The 18,638-nt window shown below is 60.0% G+C and carries 21 protein-coding genes and 1 tRNA gene; 14 read left to right on the forward strand and 8 right to left on the reverse strand.

Translation table 11 applies throughout. The features are described 5' to 3' along the window. Positions 1-23: 23 nt before the first annotated feature. Positions 24-362, reverse strand: a complete 339-nt coding sequence (locus ACG74X_RS05575; RefSeq protein ID WP_411233163.1) for a P-II family nitrogen regulator — start codon at positions 360-362, stop codon at positions 24-26. A gap of 169 nt (positions 363-531) precedes the next feature. Between ACG74X_RS05575 and ACG74X_RS05580 the strand changes: the two genes are divergently transcribed. The 6 genes from ACG74X_RS05580 to tig all read left to right on the forward strand — a co-directional run bounded on the left by ACG74X_RS05580 (position 532) and on the right by tig (position 5,275). Further along, a complete protein-coding gene (locus ACG74X_RS05580) occupies positions 532-2,184 on the forward strand; it encodes an NAD(P)H-hydrate dehydratase (RefSeq protein ID WP_411233164.1) in 1,653 nt (550 codons plus the stop codon). Between the two features lie 98 nt (positions 2,185-2,282). Then, a tRNA-Leu gene (locus tag ACG74X_RS05585) sits at positions 2,283-2,366 on the forward strand. 328 nt (positions 2,367-2,694) lie between these two features. Then, positions 2,695-3,084, forward strand: a complete 390-nt coding sequence (locus ACG74X_RS05590; protein ID WP_411233165.1) for a DUF4112 domain-containing protein — start codon at positions 2,695-2,697, stop codon at positions 3,082-3,084. Beyond that, complete coding sequence (locus ACG74X_RS05595; protein WP_411233166.1) at positions 3,077-3,286, forward strand: hypothetical protein; 210 nt, start codon at positions 3,077-3,079, stop codon at positions 3,284-3,286. The genes ACG74X_RS05590 and ACG74X_RS05595 overlap by 8 nt, the downstream gene beginning before the upstream one ends. Continuing rightward, positions 3,279-3,746: a host attachment protein gene (locus ACG74X_RS05600; protein WP_411233167.1), complete on the forward strand. Its 468-nt coding sequence runs from the start codon at positions 3,279-3,281 to the stop codon at positions 3,744-3,746. Before ACG74X_RS05595 ends, ACG74X_RS05600 begins: the two co-directional genes overlap by 8 nt. A gap of 197 nt (positions 3,747-3,943) precedes the next feature. Then, positions 3,944-5,275, forward strand: coding sequence for a trigger factor (gene tig, locus ACG74X_RS05605; RefSeq protein WP_411233168.1), 1,332 nt, complete (start codon positions 3,944-3,946; stop codon positions 5,273-5,275). 153 nt (positions 5,276-5,428) lie between these two features. Here the strand turns inward: tig and ACG74X_RS05610 are convergent, their stop codons facing one another. The 5 genes from ACG74X_RS05610 to ACG74X_RS05630 form a co-directional block, all read right to left on the reverse strand. Continuing rightward, on the reverse strand, positions 5,429-7,384 hold the full coding sequence (locus ACG74X_RS05610; RefSeq protein WP_411233169.1) for a bifunctional 2',3'-cyclic-nucleotide 2'-phosphodiesterase/3'-nucleotidase: 1,956 nt from the start codon (positions 7,382-7,384) through the stop codon (positions 5,429-5,431). A gap of 543 nt (positions 7,385-7,927) precedes the next feature. Then, positions 7,928-8,551, reverse strand: a complete 624-nt coding sequence (gene rplI / locus ACG74X_RS05615) for a 50S ribosomal protein L9 (protein ID WP_411233170.1) — start codon at positions 8,549-8,551, stop codon at positions 7,928-7,930. A gap of 12 nt (positions 8,552-8,563) precedes the next feature. Next, the gene (gene rpsR / locus ACG74X_RS05620) at positions 8,564-8,791 is read right to left on the reverse strand and encodes a 30S ribosomal protein S18 (protein WP_008328567.1); all 228 of its coding nucleotides are present in this window, start codon (positions 8,789-8,791) and stop codon (positions 8,564-8,566) included. A 25-nt stretch (positions 8,792-8,816) separates the two neighbouring features. Next, complete coding sequence (rpsF, locus tag ACG74X_RS05625; RefSeq protein WP_411233171.1) at positions 8,817-9,173, reverse strand: 30S ribosomal protein S6; 357 nt, start codon at positions 9,171-9,173, stop codon at positions 8,817-8,819. Positions 9,174-9,348: 175 nt separating this feature from the next. Beyond that, the gene (locus tag ACG74X_RS05630; protein ID WP_411233172.1) at positions 9,349-9,711 is read right to left on the reverse strand and encodes a hypothetical protein; all 363 of its coding nucleotides are present in this window, start codon (positions 9,709-9,711) and stop codon (positions 9,349-9,351) included. Positions 9,712-9,970: 259 nt separating this feature from the next. Between ACG74X_RS05630 and ACG74X_RS05635 the strand changes: the two genes are divergently transcribed. From ACG74X_RS05635 to ACG74X_RS05645, 3 genes are all read left to right on the forward strand, one after another. Beyond that, positions 9,971-10,192, forward strand: a complete 222-nt coding sequence (locus ACG74X_RS05635; RefSeq protein WP_411233173.1) for a hypothetical protein — start codon at positions 9,971-9,973, stop codon at positions 10,190-10,192. After that, a complete protein-coding gene (locus tag ACG74X_RS05640; protein ID WP_411233174.1) occupies positions 10,189-11,118 on the forward strand; it encodes an alpha/beta hydrolase in 930 nt (309 codons plus the stop codon). The genes ACG74X_RS05635 and ACG74X_RS05640 overlap by 4 nt, the downstream gene beginning before the upstream one ends. Positions 11,119-11,229: 111 nt before the next feature. After that, positions 11,230-11,802 (forward strand): YceI family protein, encoded by a 573-nt coding sequence (locus ACG74X_RS05645; protein ID WP_411233175.1) that lies wholly within the window; start codon positions 11,230-11,232, stop codon positions 11,800-11,802. Between the two features lie 147 nt (positions 11,803-11,949). Here the strand turns inward: ACG74X_RS05645 and ACG74X_RS05650 are convergent, their stop codons facing one another. Then, the gene (locus tag ACG74X_RS05650) at positions 11,950-13,146 is read right to left on the reverse strand and encodes a cytochrome b/b6 domain-containing protein (protein WP_411233176.1); all 1,197 of its coding nucleotides are present in this window, start codon (positions 13,144-13,146) and stop codon (positions 11,950-11,952) included. A gap of 152 nt (positions 13,147-13,298) precedes the next feature. Here ACG74X_RS05650 and fabD point away from each other — a divergent pair, with 152 nt between their 5' ends. The 3 genes from fabD (at position 13,299) to ACG74X_RS05665 (ending at position 15,527) form a co-directional block, all read left to right on the forward strand. Continuing rightward, positions 13,299-14,231 carry an ACP S-malonyltransferase gene (gene fabD / locus ACG74X_RS05655; RefSeq protein WP_411233177.1) on the forward strand — a complete coding sequence of 311 codons (933 nt, stop codon included), beginning with the start codon at positions 13,299-13,301 and terminating at the stop codon, positions 14,229-14,231. Between the two features lie 58 nt (positions 14,232-14,289). After that, positions 14,290-15,027 carry a 3-oxoacyl-ACP reductase FabG gene (fabG, locus tag ACG74X_RS05660; protein WP_411233178.1) on the forward strand — a complete coding sequence of 246 codons (738 nt, stop codon included), beginning with the start codon at positions 14,290-14,292 and terminating at the stop codon, positions 15,025-15,027. Positions 15,028-15,293: 266 nt separating this feature from the next. Next, entirely contained in the window at positions 15,294-15,527 is a 234-nt protein-coding gene (locus ACG74X_RS05665) for an acyl carrier protein (RefSeq protein ID WP_085631956.1), read from the forward strand. Between the two features lie 57 nt (positions 15,528-15,584). Here the strand turns inward: ACG74X_RS05665 and mazG are convergent, their stop codons facing one another. After that, positions 15,585-16,391 carry a nucleoside triphosphate pyrophosphohydrolase gene (gene mazG / locus ACG74X_RS05670; protein ID WP_411233179.1) on the reverse strand — a complete coding sequence of 269 codons (807 nt, stop codon included), beginning with the start codon at positions 16,389-16,391 and terminating at the stop codon, positions 15,585-15,587. Between the two features lie 63 nt (positions 16,392-16,454). On the opposite strand from mazG, the gene ACG74X_RS05675 reads away from it, so the two are divergent. Further along, positions 16,455-17,615 (forward strand): M20 aminoacylase family protein, encoded by a 1,161-nt coding sequence (locus ACG74X_RS05675; RefSeq protein ID WP_411233180.1) that lies wholly within the window; start codon positions 16,455-16,457, stop codon positions 17,613-17,615. Positions 17,616-17,618: 3 nt separating this feature from the next. Then, on the forward strand, positions 17,619-18,581 hold the full coding sequence (speB, locus tag ACG74X_RS05680) for an agmatinase (RefSeq protein ID WP_411233181.1): 963 nt from the start codon (positions 17,619-17,621) through the stop codon (positions 18,579-18,581). The last annotated feature ends 57 nt before the right edge of the window (positions 18,582-18,638 follow it).

An 18,638-nucleotide genomic window follows, 5' to 3' on the forward strand; every position in this document is an offset into this window, starting at 1 on the left:
CGATTTTGGCGTGCAGTGTCAGATCACAGCGCGTCGGGACCGGTTTCCCCGGTGCGGATGCGGACGGCCTGTTCGACCGGAGAGACAAAAATCTTGCCATCGCCGATCTTGTCGGTCTTGGCGGCGTCAATGATCGCCTGAATTGCGCCATCGACCTGATCATCGTCCAGAACAACCTCGATTTTGACCTTGGGCAAAAAATCGACGACATATTCGGCACCGCGATACAGTTCTGTATGGCCTTTCTGACGACCAAACCCCTTGACCTCGACCACGCTGAGGCCCTGGATACCGGCGTCCTGAAGCGCCTCTTTCACTTCATCGAGTTTGAACGGCTTGATGATCGCTTCGATTTTTTTCATGACTGATCCCTCGCGTGGTTGTTGCATTTGACAGACCATTTCTGGTCAGGGGTCACAATCGGCTACACTCTGGCAGGGCCGAAGGGCTGGCGGGAATGACAGCCAACGGCTAAAAATTGGGCACTGCGCCTAAAAACAGTGCAAAATTGAATCGATAAGGGGGTTTTGCGTGACAGAATTGCTAACGGCCGCCCAGATGCGCGCCATTGAGCAGGCCGAAATCGAGTCGGGTGCCGTGACAGGATTACAGCTGATGGAACGGGCCGGGCGCGGTGCCGTTGCGGCAGCGCTTGCCGAATGGCCAGAACTGGCAGACGGGCATCATCGCGCCATGATCCTGTGCGGACCGGGCAACAATGGCGGCGACGGGTTTGTCATTGCACGCAGGCTGCGCGACCGGGGCTGGGACGTGGACGTGTTCCTGTATGGTGACCCGGCCAAGCTGCCGCCTGACGCGCAGGTCAATCACGACATCTGGCGCGATATGGGGCAGGTCAGACCGCTGGACGCACCCGCGCTCACGGCATGTGACCGCCCCGATCTTTTTGTGGACGCGGTGTTCGGGACAGGTTTGACGCGCCCGCTGCCCGAAGATGTTGCGGCAGCGCTGGATGTCCAACTAATGAACACATGGCCAAAGCCTTACGACATTCATCGCTTGGCAATAGACTGCCCCTCCGGACTGAACCTCGACACAGGTACACTTCCGCAACGCGATGAAGACGTTAAAGACGCATGGCCAAGACATCTGAATTCCGCACACCTCACGGTTTCATTCCATTGCTTCAAAGTCGGCCATGTTCTGGCCCTTGGCCCGTCCCTGTGTGGCCGCGTCCGTCTGGTGGATATCGGGCTGCGGGGACAGGACGCGTCGGAGCGGGCGATGGTCGGAACCGACCCGGACCCGGAGCGTGCGCGTCTTGCGGCACCCTATGTCATGCAACGCGCGCTGCCGCTGCGCACCTGGCCCGGCACCATGATCGGCAAGCTGCGCGGGCAGGGGCATAAATACGAGTATGGCCATGCAATGGTTCTTGCTGGCGGTCCGGGGCGCGGTGGGGCGGCACGTATGGCCGCGCGCACCGCGCTGCGCGCCGGGGCCGGTCTGGTGACGGTTCTGTGTCCGCCCGACGCCTTGCAGGAAAACGCCTGTCATCTGGACGCGGTGATGTTGCGCGCCTGTGCCGACGCTGACGCCTTGAACGACATAGCCGATGACCGGGTCACGGCGCTGTGCCTTGGACCGGGACTGGGTGTGGGGGACCGGACCCGCGCTTTGGTGGCAACCGCTTTGGCGCATGAGCGGGGCGAGCGTGCAGATCGAAAGACTGCCGTGATCCTTGATGCGGACGCGCTGACGTCGTTCGAGCCGTCTCCGGAGCGGCTGTTTGATCTGTGTCATGACCGGACCGTTTTGACCCCCCATGAGGGAGAATTCGCACGGTTGTTTCCGGACCTGTCACAACACAGGCGGGGCAGTGCATCCAAGATTGATGTGGTGCGGCGCGCCGCAAAACGGGCGGGCTGTGTTGTTTTGCTCAAAGGCGAAGACACGGTGATTGCTGCACCAGAGGGCGGGGCGAGCGTGCATGCGGCATCCGGGGATCGGGCGGTTCCGTGGCTGGCCACCGCGGGGGCGGGGGATGTGTTGGCGGGGTTGATCACAGGGCTGGCCGCGCAGGATGCATCGCCAGATCTTTTTGTGGTGACCGAGGCGGCGGTTTGGCTGCATGTTGAGGCGGCACGCCAGTTTGGCCCGGGCCTGATTGCCGAGGATTTGCCGGACATGCTCCCTAAGGTTTTTTCAACACTCTCCGTCTAAGAAACTTCGTACGAAGTTTCTTGGCGCTGGGTAGAAAATTCTTTTCACAAAAAATCCTCTCGCCTCCTCGTCACAGGTTTGCTAGGACGCCTCCCAATGCGGGTGTGGCGGAATTGGTAGACGCACCAGATTTAGGTTCTGGCGCCTATGGCGTGGGGGTTCGAGTCCCTTCACCCGCACCACGTCTGTTTGGCCTGTCGCCTTGGGGGCTTGCGTTTGCGCTGGTCCGTGGGTGTGTTCCCAACGGCCATATTTTGCCGTCCCACCGCCGTCATAAACCTCAGATGATCTGCATCTGATACCCCAGTACGTCACGCGTCATCACCAAGGACAAACGCAGTTACCCGCAGCTGACACCGGCAGCCTACGCAAGGCTTTGCCCGTGATCTGCGGGACATATCCGGCCATCCGCAGGTTTTTTCACACCAGCCGGATGGAACGCTCTGCCGGGTCTATGCGTTGATTACACATGACGAGGCTGAGCAACAGAAAATTGGCGAAAGGGACAATATGCCCGTGACACAGACGGCGCGCGATTTGGACCAAAAGATCGCCCGGCTTGATCGTCTGGCGGATCGGCTTGATACTCGGTTCCGCATTCCGGGCACGGGCCTTCGGTATGGGTGGGATTCGATTCTCGGGCTTGTTCCGGGGATCGGCGATCTCGCCACCAGCGGGCCTGCTGCTTATGTGGTGTTCGAAGCCTGGCGGATGGGCGCGCGAAAGCGAACGCTGGTCCGGATGGCCGCAAATTCCGGCATTGATCTGGTGATTGGCGGTGTGCCGCTGTTTGGCGATATGTTCGATCTCTTTTTCAAAGCCAATCGCCGCAACCTCGCCCTTTTGAAATCCGACATCGCGCGCAATGCGCGGCAATCCAAGGAGACGATTCATGGCTGACCGCATCAAATCAAAAGATGGTCACAAGGAAACCGAAGATATTCTGGGTGCCGAGGGAGAGGTGTCCCATGCCGGCCGCAGCGGCGGGCGTTTGCCACGCGAGGTTGGTACGAAAGATGAATTGAAACGAGCCAATGAACGTCCGGCCGGGGCCACCCGTGTCACCAAATCGATGGAAGACGAGGAGAGCCAAAATGACTGAACGCCTGCCGGGACTGCCGCAAAACGCTTGGGTTTTGGTCGCGGATAGCGAAAAAGCCCTGTTTTTGATCAACCGTGGCGATGATCAGGACATGAACCTTGATGTCTTGCGTAAGGAAGAACAAGACAACCCGCAAGCGCAGGATTGGGCCGCAAACAGGCCGGGGCGGTTCAATGACGGCCCCAGCGTCCAACGCTCTGCGGTGGATGACACCGACTGGCACGAGCTTGAAAAAGAGCGCTTTGCCAAGGATCTGGCGGATCGGCTTTATAAACATGCCCATAAAGGAGAGTTCGACGCGCTGGCGATTGTTGCCAGTAGGGTGGTTTTGTCGGCTTTGCGGGATGAAATGCATCAGGAAGTGGCGCAGAAGGTCATTCTTGATGTGCCCAAAGTCCTGACCAATCATCCGCTGGATGAGATTGAAGCGGCGGTTTCGGATGCGATGGAGACCGCCTAGGCGCTCCAACGCCGTGACATCGGAACGGCAGAGTTTTATGCATTTGCAAAAATCCGGCCCCCTCGGGGGTCGGTTTTTCGCGTTTTGAGCGGTGTCGCTTCATATCCGCCTTGCACAGAGGGGGCGTGCTGCATAGAAGGGCGCAAATTGGACGATACGGGGTGCAGGCGCGCCCCGTTAAGCTTTAGGGGAATGACATGCAAGTCACCGAAACGCTCAACGAAGGGCTCAAGCGCGGCTACTCGATCACCGTCTCGGCGGACGAACTGGACGCAAAGGTAAACGAAAAGCTGAAAGAAGCGCAGCCGGAGGTCGAAATGAAGGGCTTCCGCAAGGGCAAGGTGCCGATGCCGCTTTTGAAAAAGCAATTCGGCCAGCGCCTGTTGGGTGAGGCGATGCAGGAAACCATCGACGGAGCCATGTCCAAGCATTTCGAGGAAAGCGGCGACCGCCCCGCGCTTCAGCCCGAGGTCAAAATGACCAACGAGGACTGGAAAGAGGGTGACGACATCCAGGTCGACATGTCCTACGAAAAGCTGCCCGATATGCCCGAGGTCGATCTGTCCTCGATCACGCTTGAAAAGATGGTGGTCAAGGCAGGCGAGGCAGAAGTTGACGAAGCGTTGGCGAACCTGGCTGAAACCGCGCAGGATTTCAAAGATCGCAAGAAGGGCTCCAAGGCCAAGGATGGCGATCAGGTGGTAATGGACTTCCTGGGCAAGGTTGACGGCGAGCCCTTTGAGGGGGGTGCCGCGGAAGATTACCCGCTGGTTCTGGGCTCTGGGTCGTTTATTCCCGGCTTTGAAGAGCAGTTGGTCGGCGTGAAGGCCGGTGAGGAAAAGAACGTAGACGTTTCGTTCCCGGAAGATTACGGCTCTGAGGCATTGGCAGGCAAAGCCGCCGTGTTTGAATGCACCATCAAAGAGGTGAAAGAGCCGGTCGCAGCCGAGGTCAATGATGAGCTGGCCACAAAATTCGGTGCCGAAGATCTTGCGGCCCTGAAGACCCAGATCGCCGAGCGCCTGGAAGCAGAATATGCCGGTGCCGCGCGTCAGGTGATGAAGCGCGACTTGCTGGATCAGCTGGACGGCAAGGTTGAGGTGGATCTGCCGCCCGCTTTGGTCGATGCCGAAGCCAAGCAGATTGCCCATCAGCTCTGGCACGAGGAAAACCCCGAAGTGGAAGGCCACGACCACCCCGAGGTCGAGCCGGCCGAGGAGCACATGAAACTGGCTGTGCGCCGCGTCAAGCTTGGCCTGCTATTGGCCGAACTGGGCCAGAACGCCGAGGTCGAGGTCTCGGATGCTGAAATGACCCAGGCCATCATGAACCAGGCGCGTCAGTATCCCGGTCAGGAACGGGCGTTCTTTGATTTTGTCCGGCAGAACCAGCAGATGCAGCAGCAATTGCGCGCACCGATCTTTGAAGATAAGGTTGTCGACCATATCGCCGAGCAGGCGACCGTGACCGAAAAAGAGGTGTCAAAAGACGATCTTCAGAAAGCTGTGGAAGCGCTCGAAGAGGAATAAGCGCTGTCTGGCGCGAAAATTGAAAGGCCGTCCAATTGGGCGGCCTTTTTGATTTTCCGGATCACTTTTCCGGATCACTTGAAGCAATACCTCCCGTCACCGTGCGCGCCAACGGGAACATCACTCCGGGACGCGCGCGTGTTGGTCACTGGCTCACAGTCGCATGCGGAACAGGGCAAAGCCGTCTTCGTTGGTGCCGGTCTCTTCCAGTGACACACCTTCCAGTTCGCTTGCGTATTTTGCCCCGGCGGGTCCGGTTTCGAAGATGACGCTCGCCCCCTCAATCGGGGCAAAGCGCCAGTTGAAATCGGCGCGCGGGCTGATGGTGCCCTGATCGACGATGTAGCGGACGATCACGTCGCGGTTGGTGTCTGGACCTTCAAACACGATCGTGTCGCCCGTGCCCGGAAAGCTGCCGCCGCCGCCTGCGCGGTAGTTGTTGGTGGCGATGATAAACTCGGCCTCGGGATCAACCGGCGCGCCATTATAGGTCAGGTTCACAATCCGGTTGGCATCCGCATTGATCACTGCGCCATCGGTATCGAATTTCGATGGCTGGCTGAGGTCGATCTGGTATTCGACCCCGTCGATCACGTCGAAATTGTAGCTTGGAAAGCCCGGGTTCAAAAGCGGTACGTCCAAGGCACCAGCGTCGACCTGATTGAACATCCCCGCCGACCGTTCGAGCCAGTCTTTGACCTGCGCACCGGTCACCCGCACGGCGCGCACGGTGTTGGGGTAAAGGTACAGATCGGCCACGTTCTTGATCGCCACGTCGCCGACCGGCACATCTGTGTAATAATCCGGACCGCCCCGGCCGCCTGCCTTGAAGGGCGCTGCGGCTGACAGGATCGGCAGGCCGTCATGCGGGGTGCCTTGCAGCATTTGTTCGATATACCAACGCTGCGCGTTCGACACGATCTGTACCGACGGATCATCCGCCACAAGCGCGAAATAACTGTGCAGGGCCGCATCCGTCTTGCCCACCGCGCGGCGCACATAGGCCAGCGTTTCTTCGTGGTCGGTCATTGTGGCATCCAGCACCGGCTGGAAATCCTCGACCAGCGGCGTGATGGAGCGGTCTTCGTTGCGTTGGGCAATCGGACGCGCCTCGGACGTGTGGCTGACCACGCGCCAGCCGTTGCCATCGCGTTCAAGCAGCAGATCGACCAACCCCATATGGCTGCCCCAGAACCCGGCCATGACCCCCGGTTTGCCGCCGATGGTGCCTGCGTCCACATCCAGACCCGGCGTATCGGCATAGGTGTATGACGGAAAGACAAGGTGCGAATGGCCTGACAGGATCACGTCGATCCCGTCAACGCCCGCCAATGGGATCGACGCGTTCTCCATCATGTCTTCGGCCTTGGCGGCGCCAATGCCCGAATGGGACAGGGCGATTACGATATCCGCACCCTCTTCGCGGATCTGGGGCACATAGGCCCGCGCGGTGTCCAGAATGTCGCGCGCAGTGACATTGCCTTCAAGATGGCGGCGGTCCCAGGTCATGATCTGCGGCGGCACAAAGCCGATCAGACCGATGCGGATCGGATGGGCTTCGCCCGCGCCATCGACCAGCATCCGGTCAAGGATAGCGTAGGGCGGCACCAGCGTGTCATCCTCGCGCGGTGCGGCCCCGGCGGTCTTGGCGACATTGGCGGTGACCACCGGAAACTCCGCGCCAGCCAGCGCTTTCATCAGGAAATCCAGCCCGTAATTGAATTCGTGGTTGCCTAGGGTCGAGCCTTCAAAGCCCAGCACATTCATCGCGGTGATGATGGGATGCATGTCGCCGTCTTGCATGCCCCGTTCATACGCGATGTAGTCGCCCATCGGGTTGCCCTGCAAGAAGTCGCCATTGTCCAGTAGCAGGGAATTGCCGGCTTCGGCCCGGATGCCCTCTACGATAGTGGCGACCCGGCTCAGGCCAACACGGTCGCTGGGCCGGTCTGCGTAATAGTCATAGGGATGCACATGCACGTGCAGATCGGTGGTTTCCATGATCCGCAGATGCGCCTGATGGCTGGACGCCTGAACGGCATAAGGATGCAGCGCGATGAACCCGGCAGTGGACGCCAGAAATCCCCGGCGATTGAGAGTGAGTGGCATGGTGGTTTCCCCCGTGTTGTCTGCAACAAGAGTACCGCCGATCTGTGCCGATGAGATAGCGCTTTTGTCACGCTGGCATAAAACCGCGTGAGGCCAGAGGGTTGGCTGGTGTCGCGACGGACAGATATCCGGGCGCTGATCGAAAAAGAGGTGACGTCACCACAAGTTGGGTGGACATCCTCTCCCCCGTGCAGAGCGGTTTTCGAAAACCGCTCTGAACCTGTGCCCCGAAGGGCCTGTTGAGACGCGTCTCTCATGGTCTGAACGCGCATAAGCGTCCGCAGAGAGAGGGGTGTCACTTGGGGTGCCCCGCCAAAAGGCGAGACGGGTATCGGATCCAATGGCCGGGTTATCGAACCGAGTGTTTAAGGATGTCTGTATAGACCGCGCGCAGGCGTTTTCGAAACGCGGGGAACGGCCTTTTGAAAGGCCGTCGCCATGCGCCTTCGAAGGCGCTTGTGCCGATCATGGGACCGCAGGGCGCGAAAACGAAAAAGCCCCACCAGAGCGGCAGGGCTTTTCCATAAATTTGCAGCAACCGGATCAGTCGTCAGACTTTTGCTCTTCTTCCGACGCCTCGACCGTTTCGGCCAGATCGTCGTCTTCGGAGGTTGCGGCCCCGATATCGTCAAACAGTTCGGAGATTTCGAATTCCGCCTGCGCTTCTTCTTCTGCCGCCAGTTCCTGAATGGATTTGCCGGAGGCCTGAAGTTCCGCTTCCTCGGGCGAACGTGCCACGTTCAGCTCGATATTGACGGTGACTTCGGGGTGCAGATGGACTTCAACCTCGTGCAGACCCAGCACCTTGATGGGCTGGCGAATGATCACCTGCTTGCGGTCGATGGTGAAGCCTTCTTCAGTGGCCACATCCGCGGCGTCACGTGTGGTGACCGACCCGTAGAGATTGCCGCCGTCCGAGGCCTGACGAATCACGATGAACTGCTGTCCACCCAATTTGTCGCCAAGCGCTTCGGCTTCTTTCTTGGTTTCAAGGTTCTGCGCCTCAAGCTGGGCTTTCTGGCCTTCGAAAGAGGCGATGTTCTCTTTCGATGCGGTCAGTGCCTTGCCTTGCAGCAAAAGGTAGTTGCGCGCGTAGCCCGGCTTGACGTCAACGACGTCGCCCATCTGGCCCAGCTTGGCAACACGTTCGAGTAGGATCACTTGCATGTCAAAGTCTCCTTACTTCACTGCGTAGGGCAGCAGGGCGAGGAAGCGGGCGCGCTTGATTGCGCGGGCCAGCTCACGCTGTTTCTTGGCCGATACCGCAGTGATTCGGCTTGGCACGATCTTGCCGCGCTCAGAGATATAGCGCTGGAGCAATTTGGTGTCTTTGTAGTCGATCTTGGGTGCGTTGTCGCCCGAGAAGGGGCACACCTTGCGACGGCGGAAAAATGGTTTTGCAGCCATGATTTAGTGTCCTTTCTTCAAGCGATCAGTTGCGACGTTCGCGGCGGTCGCCACGGTCATCACGTTTTTGCATCTGGACCGAGGGGCCTTCTTCGTGCGCGTCGACCTTGATGGTCAGGATGCGCATCACGTCATCATGCAGACGCATCAGGCGTTCCATTTCCTGCACGGCCGTCGCGGGGGCATCGGTGCGCAGATAGGCGTAGTGGCCCTTGCGGTTCTTGTTGATCTTATAGGCCATCGTCTTGACGCCCCAGTACTCTTGCTCGACCAGCTTACCGCCGTTATCTGCAAGGATTGTACCGAAATGTTCGATGAGGCCTTCGGCTTGCGTATTGGACAAGTCCTGGCGCGAGATAAAAACATGCTCGTAAAGGGGCATGTGAACTCCAGTTTCTGTTCTGGCGCATTTCAAAGGACAGGCGGTGCATCCTTTCGCACCTGCCCACGAGAGACTGCGCGGTAAAATCGTCTTGCGAAAGGAAGGGGCCTTATACACCCGGCACCCGGCAGCGCAAGCCCCGGTGCTTGGGGGGCGGCGCGCATGTGTCTTGGCTTTAGTCGTAGCGCTGCGACAGCGTCACCACCGTGCCATCTGCGCGGGTGATTTCACGGGCATAGAGTTCGGGACGGATAAGCGCATCGTCCATATAGCCGAATACTGTCACCGCCTCGCCGATATCTGCGGGCACCCAGTTTGGCCCGACATACACCCGCAGCGTTCCCGTATCGTCGCGCAGGCGGAATTCGTCTTCATCCAGCAGTCGGTCCACCGTCCCGGCCACGGTCACCATTGTGCCACGCTTGACGTCCGTGATCGCGGTCAAAGGTCGGTCCTGAGCGCTTGCATAAATGGGATTGGCCAAAGCGCCGAACCCGATACAAACGGCAAGTCCAAGGGCAAAAGGTGTTCGGGTCATTCTGAAAGGTCTCCTTGCGGGTCGTTGTGGCTGTTTTACAGATGGGCAGGGCGTACCACCATACAATGCACGCCAGCAGATCTGCGCGCGCCATGCGCGTGATTCTGCCGATCTGACCCGCGCGTGTCGTCCTTGGCGTGCCCAGAAAACGATCCACTGTTGGTCCTGATTTGCCCGTGTTCTGCCCTCTACCGGACACATTCGAGGAACACACTGTTGCCAGATCAAGAACAATGATCAGCCGATTGAGGAGACAGTGATGGTCGATTTGAATGATGAGTTTTATGGTGCTCCCCGTCAGGCCCGCAGTGTTGGGCGCTGGACCAGACGGCTGTTTGGACTTGCCTGTGTGATCGCCGTGCCGGGGATCTGGATCGCGGTGCAGGGCGCGTTGCCGGAACAGCGTATTCTTGGATTGGCGCTTTCGCTTGTGCTGATGGGGGTTGCGGGGCTGTGTTTTCTGGGCGCGTCCCGGCGATGATCCGATGGCTGTTGCGCAAGGCGCTGATCGGTGCCGCGTTCTGGTTATTGGGGCCGATGGCCGTGGTGTTCGGGCATTCGGTTCTGGTGCCCGAGCGCGTCGGGGTGTTTGAGGAACACGCCGGTGCGACCTTTGCGCGGGCGGGGCATGGGCCCTATGCGTATCATGCGCCCGAGGATGTTGGCATGCCTTACCAATTCGAGATTGGACCCGTTGCCGGATTTGGCGCACCCGAGGCGCGTCGGTGGTACGGGTTTGGGCCCACGGTCGGCGCGCCGCGCCCGGTTCTGGTATTGCTGCATGGTGGGGGGCGGACCGGGGTGTCGATGATCGACATGTGGCGCGACCTGGCGGGGCGCGAGGATATCATACTGCTGGCCCCGGATGCGCGGTCGACGCAGTGGTCCCTTCTTACCGACGGGCCGATGTTTCTGGCAGCTTTGCTAAAGGACGCGGCAGCGCGGTATCCGCTGGATATGGATCGCATCTATTTGGCGGGCCATTCGGATGGAGGCGCGCATGCGATGCGTATCGCCAATCTGGGAGGTGGCCCGTTCAAGGCGGTGGTGACCCATTCTGGCCATTCCCCTATGCCACGCGTGATCCCGGCGCTGAACCCGGTGCCGATCCACAGCTTTGTGGGCGATCTTGACGTGGTCTTTACCGTGGACAGCTCTCGCGCCGCACTCAAACATCTGGCGCGCGCCGGGCATCCCACCTCGTTGACAGTGATCCCCGGCCACAACCACTGGTATTACGGCATCGGCAAAAGCCTTGCCGCCGTGATGTGGCACCGTCTGACAAAGAGCACTCCAGAGATGTCTGACCCGGCCCCATCCCCTGTTGAGCTGGTGCAGCGACCCACACCAGAGCCGCGCAACAGGGCAGCCGGGGCGAAGTGGATTTCCGTGCCGCAAGGCGAATGATCCAGGCCGCGACTGTTCGCCTGCACACAGGGTCTGTTGAGTTTGTGCGACTTGCTGTTTGTGGCATCCGCCGCGATTTAGGTCGCATTACCTCAAACTCAGGATGACCCGATGAAAAAGACACTTCTTGCAGCGGCACTGGCTGCGGCACCCTTTGCCGCCTTTGCCGAACCCGAAGCCTATGTGCTGGATGCCAGCCACAGCCAGGTTTTGTTCGCCTATGACCACCTTGGCTATTCCACCACCTGGGGCCTGTTCGCCGGGTTTGACGGTGAAATCTCTTTTGATCAGGCAGACCCGGCCAATTCCTCAGTCCGCGTGTCTTTCCCGGTACGCTCTATGTTCACCGGCTGGGAAGCGCGGTTCGAGCATTTTATGTCGGACGCATTCTTCGGTGCGGATGAGGATGACATGGTCACGTTCACATCGACCGCGATCGAGGTCACTGGCGAAGGCACGGCAAACATCACCGGTGATCTGACGCTGAACGATGTGACCAAGCCTGTGACGCTGGCCGCGTCGCTGAACCAGCTGGGCGACCACCCGATGGAAAACAAGCCCTGGGCTGGCTTTGACGCGACAACCACCATTTTGCGCAGCGACTTTAACCTTGGTGAATTCGCGCCGTTCATCAGCGATGAGGTGGACATTCAAATCTCGATCGAAGCGTTCAAGGCGATGTAATTTCGGGCTTTGCACAGCAAGGCCGCACTCTCTATTCGATCTCTGCTCACACCCCCTCGGGCTATTGGCCTGAGGGGTTTTTTGTGCGCTTTGCCGGCCCCGGCACAAGGCGTGTCGTTTGGGCAGTCCGAACCTGGCGCGGGCGTGTCAGCTCTGACGCTGCGCGGTCAGCGCGATATCGACGATCACCTCGAAACCCAGCTGGCTTTCATCGGTCATACTGTCGCCGACGCCAAAGGCCCGGCGGTTCAATTGCGTGCTGCCCTGCATTGTGGCAACGCCATCGGCAAGCGCGAGCGAAAAGGGCAAAGTGACTGCCTGCTCCACGCCTTTGAGCGTGAGCGTGCCATCGGCCACATACCCGGTATCCGCGCGTCGAAGATCCGCGGCAAAGGTCGCCGTGGGGAAGGCGTCGGCATTGAAATAGTCCGCGCCGAGCGCTTGGGCGGTGACCGAGCCAAGGCTGATCGAGCCAATGGCGATCTCGGCCGTGACCTCGCCGGCTTTGCCTTCGGTCACAGTCTCGTCAAAGGAGATCTGAGCGGTCCAGTCAGCGAATGTGCCGCGCACATCCGAACCCATCTGGCGCACGGTGATCGCAACAGTGCCGTCCTGAACCTGCCAGTCGCTTTCGACATCCTCCAGCGCCACAGCTGCCGCGACCGAGCTGTGTTGGTAGACGCCCAACACGCCACCTAGACCCAGCGCCATGGCCCAAATCGCCCCGGCCGCCAGCGCGGCGCGCCTATGGGGGTGCGGCGCGGCATCTGGTGTCGCGCGGCTTGTGCCAAACCACATCCGCGCCAGAGTGCTGTCTTTGTCCAGTACCGCATGTTTTACCGCACCAGCGATATGCAAAAGCAATGACACCACCAGCACCCGTTCGAACACGATGTGCACCCCGGCAAACGCTTCGGCCAGGGCCACGTTTTTCGGCACAAAGGGCAGGGTCTGACCAAAGGGCCACCAAATCGGCGCAAAGCCTTCGGTCGCGGCGTGGTGAACCCATCCCGACAGCGGCACCAGCACAAGCGACCCGTATAAAAGCCAATGCACCGTTTCCGCCAAAAGCGTTTCCGCCTTGCGGTCCGGGTGCATGGCGGCGGGCTTTGGCTGGCTCAGCGCCCAGGCAATGCGCGCCAATGCGACAAAGAACAACGACACCCCAACCGTCTTGTGCAGCGAAAACAACCACGCCTTGTCGGCCAATTGCGCAGCCGTGTCGTAGGGCATGTCATTTGCGATGATCCCAAGCGGGATCACAGCGGCGATCCCGAGTGCTGTGAGCCAATGAAAGGTCTTGGCGACAGCGCCGTATTGGGTGGTGGTGTTGGCAAGGGACATTTTTGGACCTTTGAATGTGGGTGTCAGGGCGCAGATGTACCGTTTGGCAGCCGGGTCGCAATCTTCGCGGATGCACACAAAGAGTGCGCGGACGTTGCGTCAGGCCTGCGCGGGTTGTAAGGGGCGTGCAACCACAAGACTGGAGACCCGCAATGAGCCGAGCCTTTCTTTTCCCCGGACAAGGGGCGCAAACCATCGGAATGGGGCGCGATCTTGCAGACGCCTATCCGGCCGCACGCGCGGTGTTCGATGAGGTGGATGATGCGCTGGGCGAAAAGCTGAGCGCGGTCATCTGGGAGGGTGATCAGGACACGCTGACATTGACACAAAATGCGCAACCGGCATTGATGGCGACATCAATCGCAGCGGTTCGGGCGCTGGAGGCAGACGGCATTCCGGTGACGTCAGCAGCCTATGTGGCGGGGCATTCATTGGGCGAATATTCCGCTCTGACGGCCGCAGGTGCGATATCGGTGGCGGATGCCGCGCGATTGCTGCGCGCGCGCGGTGCCGCCATGCAAGAGGCGGTGCCGGTCGGTGTGGGCGCGATGGCGGCCATTCTGGGCCTGAGCCTTGAGCAGGTCCGCGCGGTGGCCGCCGATGCCGCACAAGGTGAGGTCTGCGCGGCGGCCAATGACAACGATCCGGGTCAGGTTGTTGTATCGGGCCATAAGGCCGCGGTGGAACGGGCGACCGTGCTGGCCAAAGAGGCCGGTGCGAAACGCGCTGTTTTGCTGCCGGTCAGTGCGCCGTTCCATTGTGCGCTGATGGCCCCGGCGGCTGATGTGATGGCCGAGGCCCTGAGCACGGTCCAGATCAAGAACCCGGTTGTGCCTGTGGTCGCAAATGTGGTGGCCGAGGCGGTGACGGATGCTGCGCAAATCAAGACGCTGCTGGTGGATCAGGTCACGGGCGCGGTGCGCTGGCGCGAGTCGGTGTCATGGATGCTGGACAAGGGTGTTGATGATTTTTGGGAAATCGGTGCGGGCAAAGCGTTGATCGGAATGGTGCGCCGGATTGACCGCTCCGCCGCAACCCGTGCGATTGGCTCGGCCGCGGATGTGGAGACCGCGGCGGCGGGCTAAGATTTTTCGTACGAAAAATCTCATGGCACTGTCTAAGAAAAAGTGAAGAGGACGCAGAATGTTTGATTTGACGGGCAAGACGGCATTGGTCACCGGTGCATCCGGTGGCATTGGTGGCGCAATCGCCAGGCATTTGCACACCGCCGGGGCCACGGTGGGCGTGTCAGGCACACGGATGGAACCGCTTGAGGCGCTGGCCTCCGCACTGGGCGACCGGGCGCATGTGCTGCCCTGCAATCTGAGCGATGCCGAGGCGGTGACCGCGCTTCCCAAACAGGCCGTCGAAGCCATGGGCGGCGTTGACATTCTGATCAACAATGCCGGCATCACGCGCGACAATCTGTTTATGCGCATGTCGGATGAGGAATGGCAGTCGGTGATCGATGTGAATCTGACATCGACCTTTCGGCTGTGCAAAGCCGTGTTGCGCGGCATGATGAAGGCGCGGTGGGGGCGGATTGTAAACATTTCCTCTGTCGTCGGGGCTACAGGGAATCCGGGGCAGGGCAATTATGCGGCATCCAAGGCCGGTATGATCGGCATGTCGAAATCGCTTGCTTACGAAGTGGCCAGCCGGGGCATCACCGTAAACGCGGTGGCACCGGGATTCATTGAAACCGCAATGACCGAAAAACTGACCGACGATCAGAAATCAACGATCCTGACACAGATTCCCTGCGCCCGGATGGGCACACCCGACGAGATTGCCGCGGCGGTTCTTTACCTGTCCAGCCCAGAGGCCGCCTATGTCACCGGAGCCACTCTGCATGTGAATGGTGGTATGGCAATGCTTTGATAAACAACGCAAAAGCGCCGCTATGCAGGGGCGAAATGCGGTGGTTTCATCGTCGAAAACACGCAGCGCGCTGTGACCTGAAAGCGTTTGCCATCCCGGTCCCATGTGCTATAGCGGCGCAGGTTCTAGGCCAGCCCCTCGGGGCGATACTGGTCTTTCGCGGCTCATCCGGGACGCAAACCGCCGCCCTTCCGGGCACGTCAAAATTCCGCCCGGTCGAGGGCTAACCCGGCCACCAGCGCCGACGAAACTGTGAGGATGAAAACATGAGCGATGTCGCAGATCGCGTTAAGAAGATCGTTGTCGAGCACCTGGGTGTCGAAGAAGACAAGGTTGTTGAAAACGCATCTTTCATTGATGACCTTGGCGCAGACAGCCTGGACACTGTCGAGCTGGTCATGGCGTTTGAAGAAGAGTTCGGGATCGAAATCCCCGACGACGCTGCCGAAACGATCCAAACCTTTGGCGACGCGGTAAAGTTCATCAACGAAGCGCAATAAGCGTCTTCCGAACATTTTTGTCAGCCTTTCGAACGCGCCCTCCCTTGGGGCGCGTTTTTATTTTGCCTTTTCAGCGGCTTTCGCAGCATCCCAGAGCCTGTCCATCTCTTCCAGAGAGCTTTCGGCTGGGGTGCGGCCATCGGCGGCCAGAGCGGCCTCGATGCTTTGGAACCGCCGGGTGAATTTGGCGCTGGCGGCGCGCAGGGCCGCTTCGGGGTCGATCTGCATGTGACGGGCCAGGTTGACCATGACAAACATCAGATCGCCGAATTCCTCAAACTTGTGTTCGGGGGTTTCCGCGTCAAGGACCTCCTGGGCTTCTTCGATCACTTTGCTGAGCACTTGATCGGTCGAAGGCCAATCGAACCCCACCCGCGCCGCGCGGTTTTGCAGCTTGGTTGCGCGCGTCAGGGCGGGCAGGCCTTTGGCAACGCCATCCAGAACCCCGGTCTCCTTTTTGCCCGCGCGCTCTGCCGCTTTGATCTTTTCCCAGTCCTGCACTTGCTGTTCTGCCGATTTGTCGCGCGACTCGTCTCCGAACACATGCGGGTGACGTGCCACCATCTTGTCCGAGATCGCGTTGGCGACGTCCTCAAAGGTGAACATCCCGGCCTCTGTCGCCATTTGCGTGTGGTAGACAGACTGCAACAGCAGATCGCCCAGCTCGCCTTTCAGCTCATCCCAGGCTTCGCGCTCGATGGCATCGGCGACCTCGTAGGCCTCTTCGATGGTGTAGGGGGCGATTGACGCAAAATCCTGTTCGATGTCCCATGGGCATCCGGTTTCCGGGTCTCGCAGACGGCGCATGATTTCCAGAAGCCGGGGCAGTCCGCCATTGGGATTGCCGATCAGATCATCGCGCATTGCATGGGTCCTCAACTGGTGTCTTTATGCAGGCATGCGGCATCTGCCAGAGGGAGTCCAGAGATGGCCATCGTGAACCGGATCGGCGAGTTTGCCCAAGACATGACCGCGTGGCGGCGGCATTTGCACAAGCATCCCGAGCTGAGCCTTGACTGCCACCAGACCGCCGCCTTTGTCATAGACCGGTTGCGGGCCTTCGGCGTTGATGAGATCCATGACGGGATTGCCACATCGGGCGTTGTGGCCCTGATCGGGGGGCGGGGCGATGGCCCGGTCACGGGTCTTCGCGCCGATATGGATGCCTTGCCCATCGAAGAGGAAACCGGCGCCGAGTATGCCAGCACCGTTCCCGGCACGATGCACGCCTGCGGACATGACGGGCACACAACCATGCTGCTGGGGGCTGCGCGCTATCTGGCCGAGACCCGCAATTTCAAGGGCACGGTTGCATTGATATTCCAACCTGCCGAAGAAACGGTGGGCGGTGCGCGCATCATGGTGGAAGAGGGCATCCTGGACCGGTTCGGCATCGAAGAGGTCTATGCGCTGCACTGCGATCCGTTTTCCGAAGAGGGGCGGTTTTCGACAGCGCCCGGCCCGATCATGGCGGCGGTGGATGATTTTGAGATCACGCTGACCGGCAAGGGCGGGCATGGCGCGTTTCCGCATGAATGTATTGATCCGGTGCCCTGTGCGCTGTCTCTGGGGCAGGCGCTGCAGTCCATCGTGTCGCGCAACGCGCCGCCGCGCGATCCGCTGGTGGTGTCGCTGACCATCCTTGAGGCGGGAACGGCCACCAATGTGATCCCCGAAATCGTGCGGATGGGCGGTACGGTGCGCAGCTTTGATCCTGACCTGCGCGATCTGGTCGAACGCCGCTTTCACGAGATCGTCACTGGGCACGCCACCAGTTTTGGCGTGGCGGCCAAGCTGGATTACATGCGCAACTATCCCGCCACGGTCAACCACGCCGATCAAACCGCCTTTGCGGGCAGGATCGCATCCGAAGTGGTGGGGGAGGCCAAGGTCACGACAGATCGAAAACCCGAAATGGGGGCCGAGGATTTTGCCTATATGCTCGAACATCGGCCCGGCAGCTATCTGATGCTGGGGCAGGGGATCGGGCCGTCCTGTCACCATCCGAAATTCAATTTCAACGATGATGTCTCGACCATTGGCGCAAGCTTTTTCGCCCGTCTGATCGAAACCCGGCACGGAGTGTGAGCCATGGCGCTTGAGGATGCGAAAACCCAGATCGACCATGCGTTCACCCGCGAGGATCTGAAGGGGCCGAGTTTCGAAAACGTCTTTGGCGGAGCGCCGTCGTTTCTGCGGCGCAAATACACCAAGGATCTGCGTGGTGTGGACGTGGCCGTCACCGGAGTGCCCTTTGATCAGGCCGTGACCAACCGCAGCGGCACAAGGCTTGGCCCACGCGCGATCCGGGAGGCGTCGCTGTTGCAGCCCTGCGATGCGCCCTATGGGTGGGGCTTTGACGTGCTGTCGGAATTTGCCATCGCCGATTATGGCGATGTGGCGTTTGACTATGCGAAAACCCCGGAATTTCCAGAGGTTTTGAAATCGCATATTGCCGGTATTCTGGCCCATGACACGGCAACCGTGACGCTGGGCGGGGATCACTTTATCACGCTTCCCATTCTCGAGGCCTATGCCGAGAAATATGGCCCGCTCTCCCTGCTTCAGTTCGATGCGCATACAGACACCTGGGCCGATGACGATATGGACCGGATTGATCACGGCACGTTTCTTTACAAGGCGGTCAAGCTGGGTCTGGTGGACCCAAGCCGATCCGTTCAGGTGGGCATCCGCACCGACAATCCGGACACGCTGGGCTTCAACATCATTGACGCGCGCGACATGCACCGGATCGGGCCGGACGCAGTGGCCGAGCGGATTCTTGAAATCCTCAAGGATTATCCCACCTACCTGACCTTTGACATCGACTGCCTTGATCCGGCGTTTGCCCCCGGAACGGGCACACCTGTCTGGGGCGGCCCCTCCAGCGCGGATATCGCGGCCATCCTGCGAAATATCGCCGGGATTGAACTTATGGGCGGCGATGTGGTTGAGGTCAGCCCACCATTCGATACAACAGGAGCCACGGCGATTGCGGGTGCGCATGTGGCAACAGAGCTATTGTGCCTTTGGGGCTGGACCCGCCGCGCGTAACGTATCGTACATGTACAGACGGGCAGGGTGGCCCTTTGATGCAAGGATAAAGGCGTC

This window comes from Marivita sp. S0852 (assembly GCF_046591575.1).
Classification (GTDB): domain Bacteria; phylum Pseudomonadota; class Alphaproteobacteria; order Rhodobacterales; family Rhodobacteraceae; genus Marivita.

Coding starts and splice junctions, on each gene's coding strand:
- ACG74X_RS05645 (WP_411233175.1), top strand. CDS start 11,230: ATGAAAAAGACACTTCTTGCAGCGGCACTGGCTGCGGCACCCTTTGCC.
- ACG74X_RS05610 (WP_411233169.1), bottom strand. CDS start 7,384: ATGCCACTCACTCTCAATCGCCGGGGATTTCTGGCGTCCACTGCCGGG.
- fabD (WP_411233177.1), top strand. CDS start 13,299: ATGAGCCGAGCCTTTCTTTTCCCCGGACAAGGGGCGCAAACCATCGGA.
- ACG74X_RS05665 (WP_085631956.1), top strand. CDS start 15,294: ATGAGCGATGTCGCAGATCGCGTTAAGAAGATCGTTGTCGAGCACCTG.
- ACG74X_RS05650 (WP_411233176.1), bottom strand. CDS start 13,146: ATGTCCCTTGCCAACACCACCACCCAATACGGCGCTGTCGCCAAGACC.
- rpsF (WP_411233171.1), bottom strand. CDS start 9,173: ATGCCCCTTTACGAGCATGTTTTTATCTCGCGCCAGGACTTGTCCAAT.
- mazG (WP_411233179.1), bottom strand. CDS start 16,391: ATGCGCGATGATCTGATCGGCAATCCCAATGGCGGACTGCCCCGGCTT.
- ACG74X_RS05640 (WP_411233174.1), top strand. CDS start 10,189: ATGATCCGATGGCTGTTGCGCAAGGCGCTGATCGGTGCCGCGTTCTGG.
- ACG74X_RS05575 (WP_411233163.1), bottom strand. CDS start 362: ATGAAAAAAATCGAAGCGATCATCAAGCCGTTCAAACTCGATGAAGTG.
- ACG74X_RS05675 (WP_411233180.1), top strand. CDS start 16,455: ATGGCCATCGTGAACCGGATCGGCGAGTTTGCCCAAGACATGACCGCG.
- ACG74X_RS05595 (WP_411233166.1), top strand. CDS start 3,077: ATGGCTGACCGCATCAAATCAAAAGATGGTCACAAGGAAACCGAAGAT.
- tig (WP_411233168.1), top strand. CDS start 3,944: ATGCAAGTCACCGAAACGCTCAACGAAGGGCTCAAGCGCGGCTACTCG.
- ACG74X_RS05600 (WP_411233167.1), top strand. CDS start 3,279: ATGACTGAACGCCTGCCGGGACTGCCGCAAAACGCTTGGGTTTTGGTC.
- ACG74X_RS05635 (WP_411233173.1), top strand. CDS start 9,971: ATGGTCGATTTGAATGATGAGTTTTATGGTGCTCCCCGTCAGGCCCGC.
- ACG74X_RS05590 (WP_411233165.1), top strand. CDS start 2,695: ATGCCCGTGACACAGACGGCGCGCGATTTGGACCAAAAGATCGCCCGG.
- ACG74X_RS05630 (WP_411233172.1), bottom strand. CDS start 9,711: ATGACCCGAACACCTTTTGCCCTTGGACTTGCCGTTTGTATCGGGTTC.
- fabG (WP_411233178.1), top strand. CDS start 14,290: ATGTTTGATTTGACGGGCAAGACGGCATTGGTCACCGGTGCATCCGGT.
- rplI (WP_411233170.1), bottom strand. CDS start 8,551: ATGCAAGTGATCCTACTCGAACGTGTTGCCAAGCTGGGCCAGATGGGC.
- speB (WP_411233181.1), top strand. CDS start 17,619: ATGGCGCTTGAGGATGCGAAAACCCAGATCGACCATGCGTTCACCCGC.
- rpsR (WP_008328567.1), bottom strand. CDS start 8,791: ATGGCTGCAAAACCATTTTTCCGCCGTCGCAAGGTGTGCCCCTTCTCG.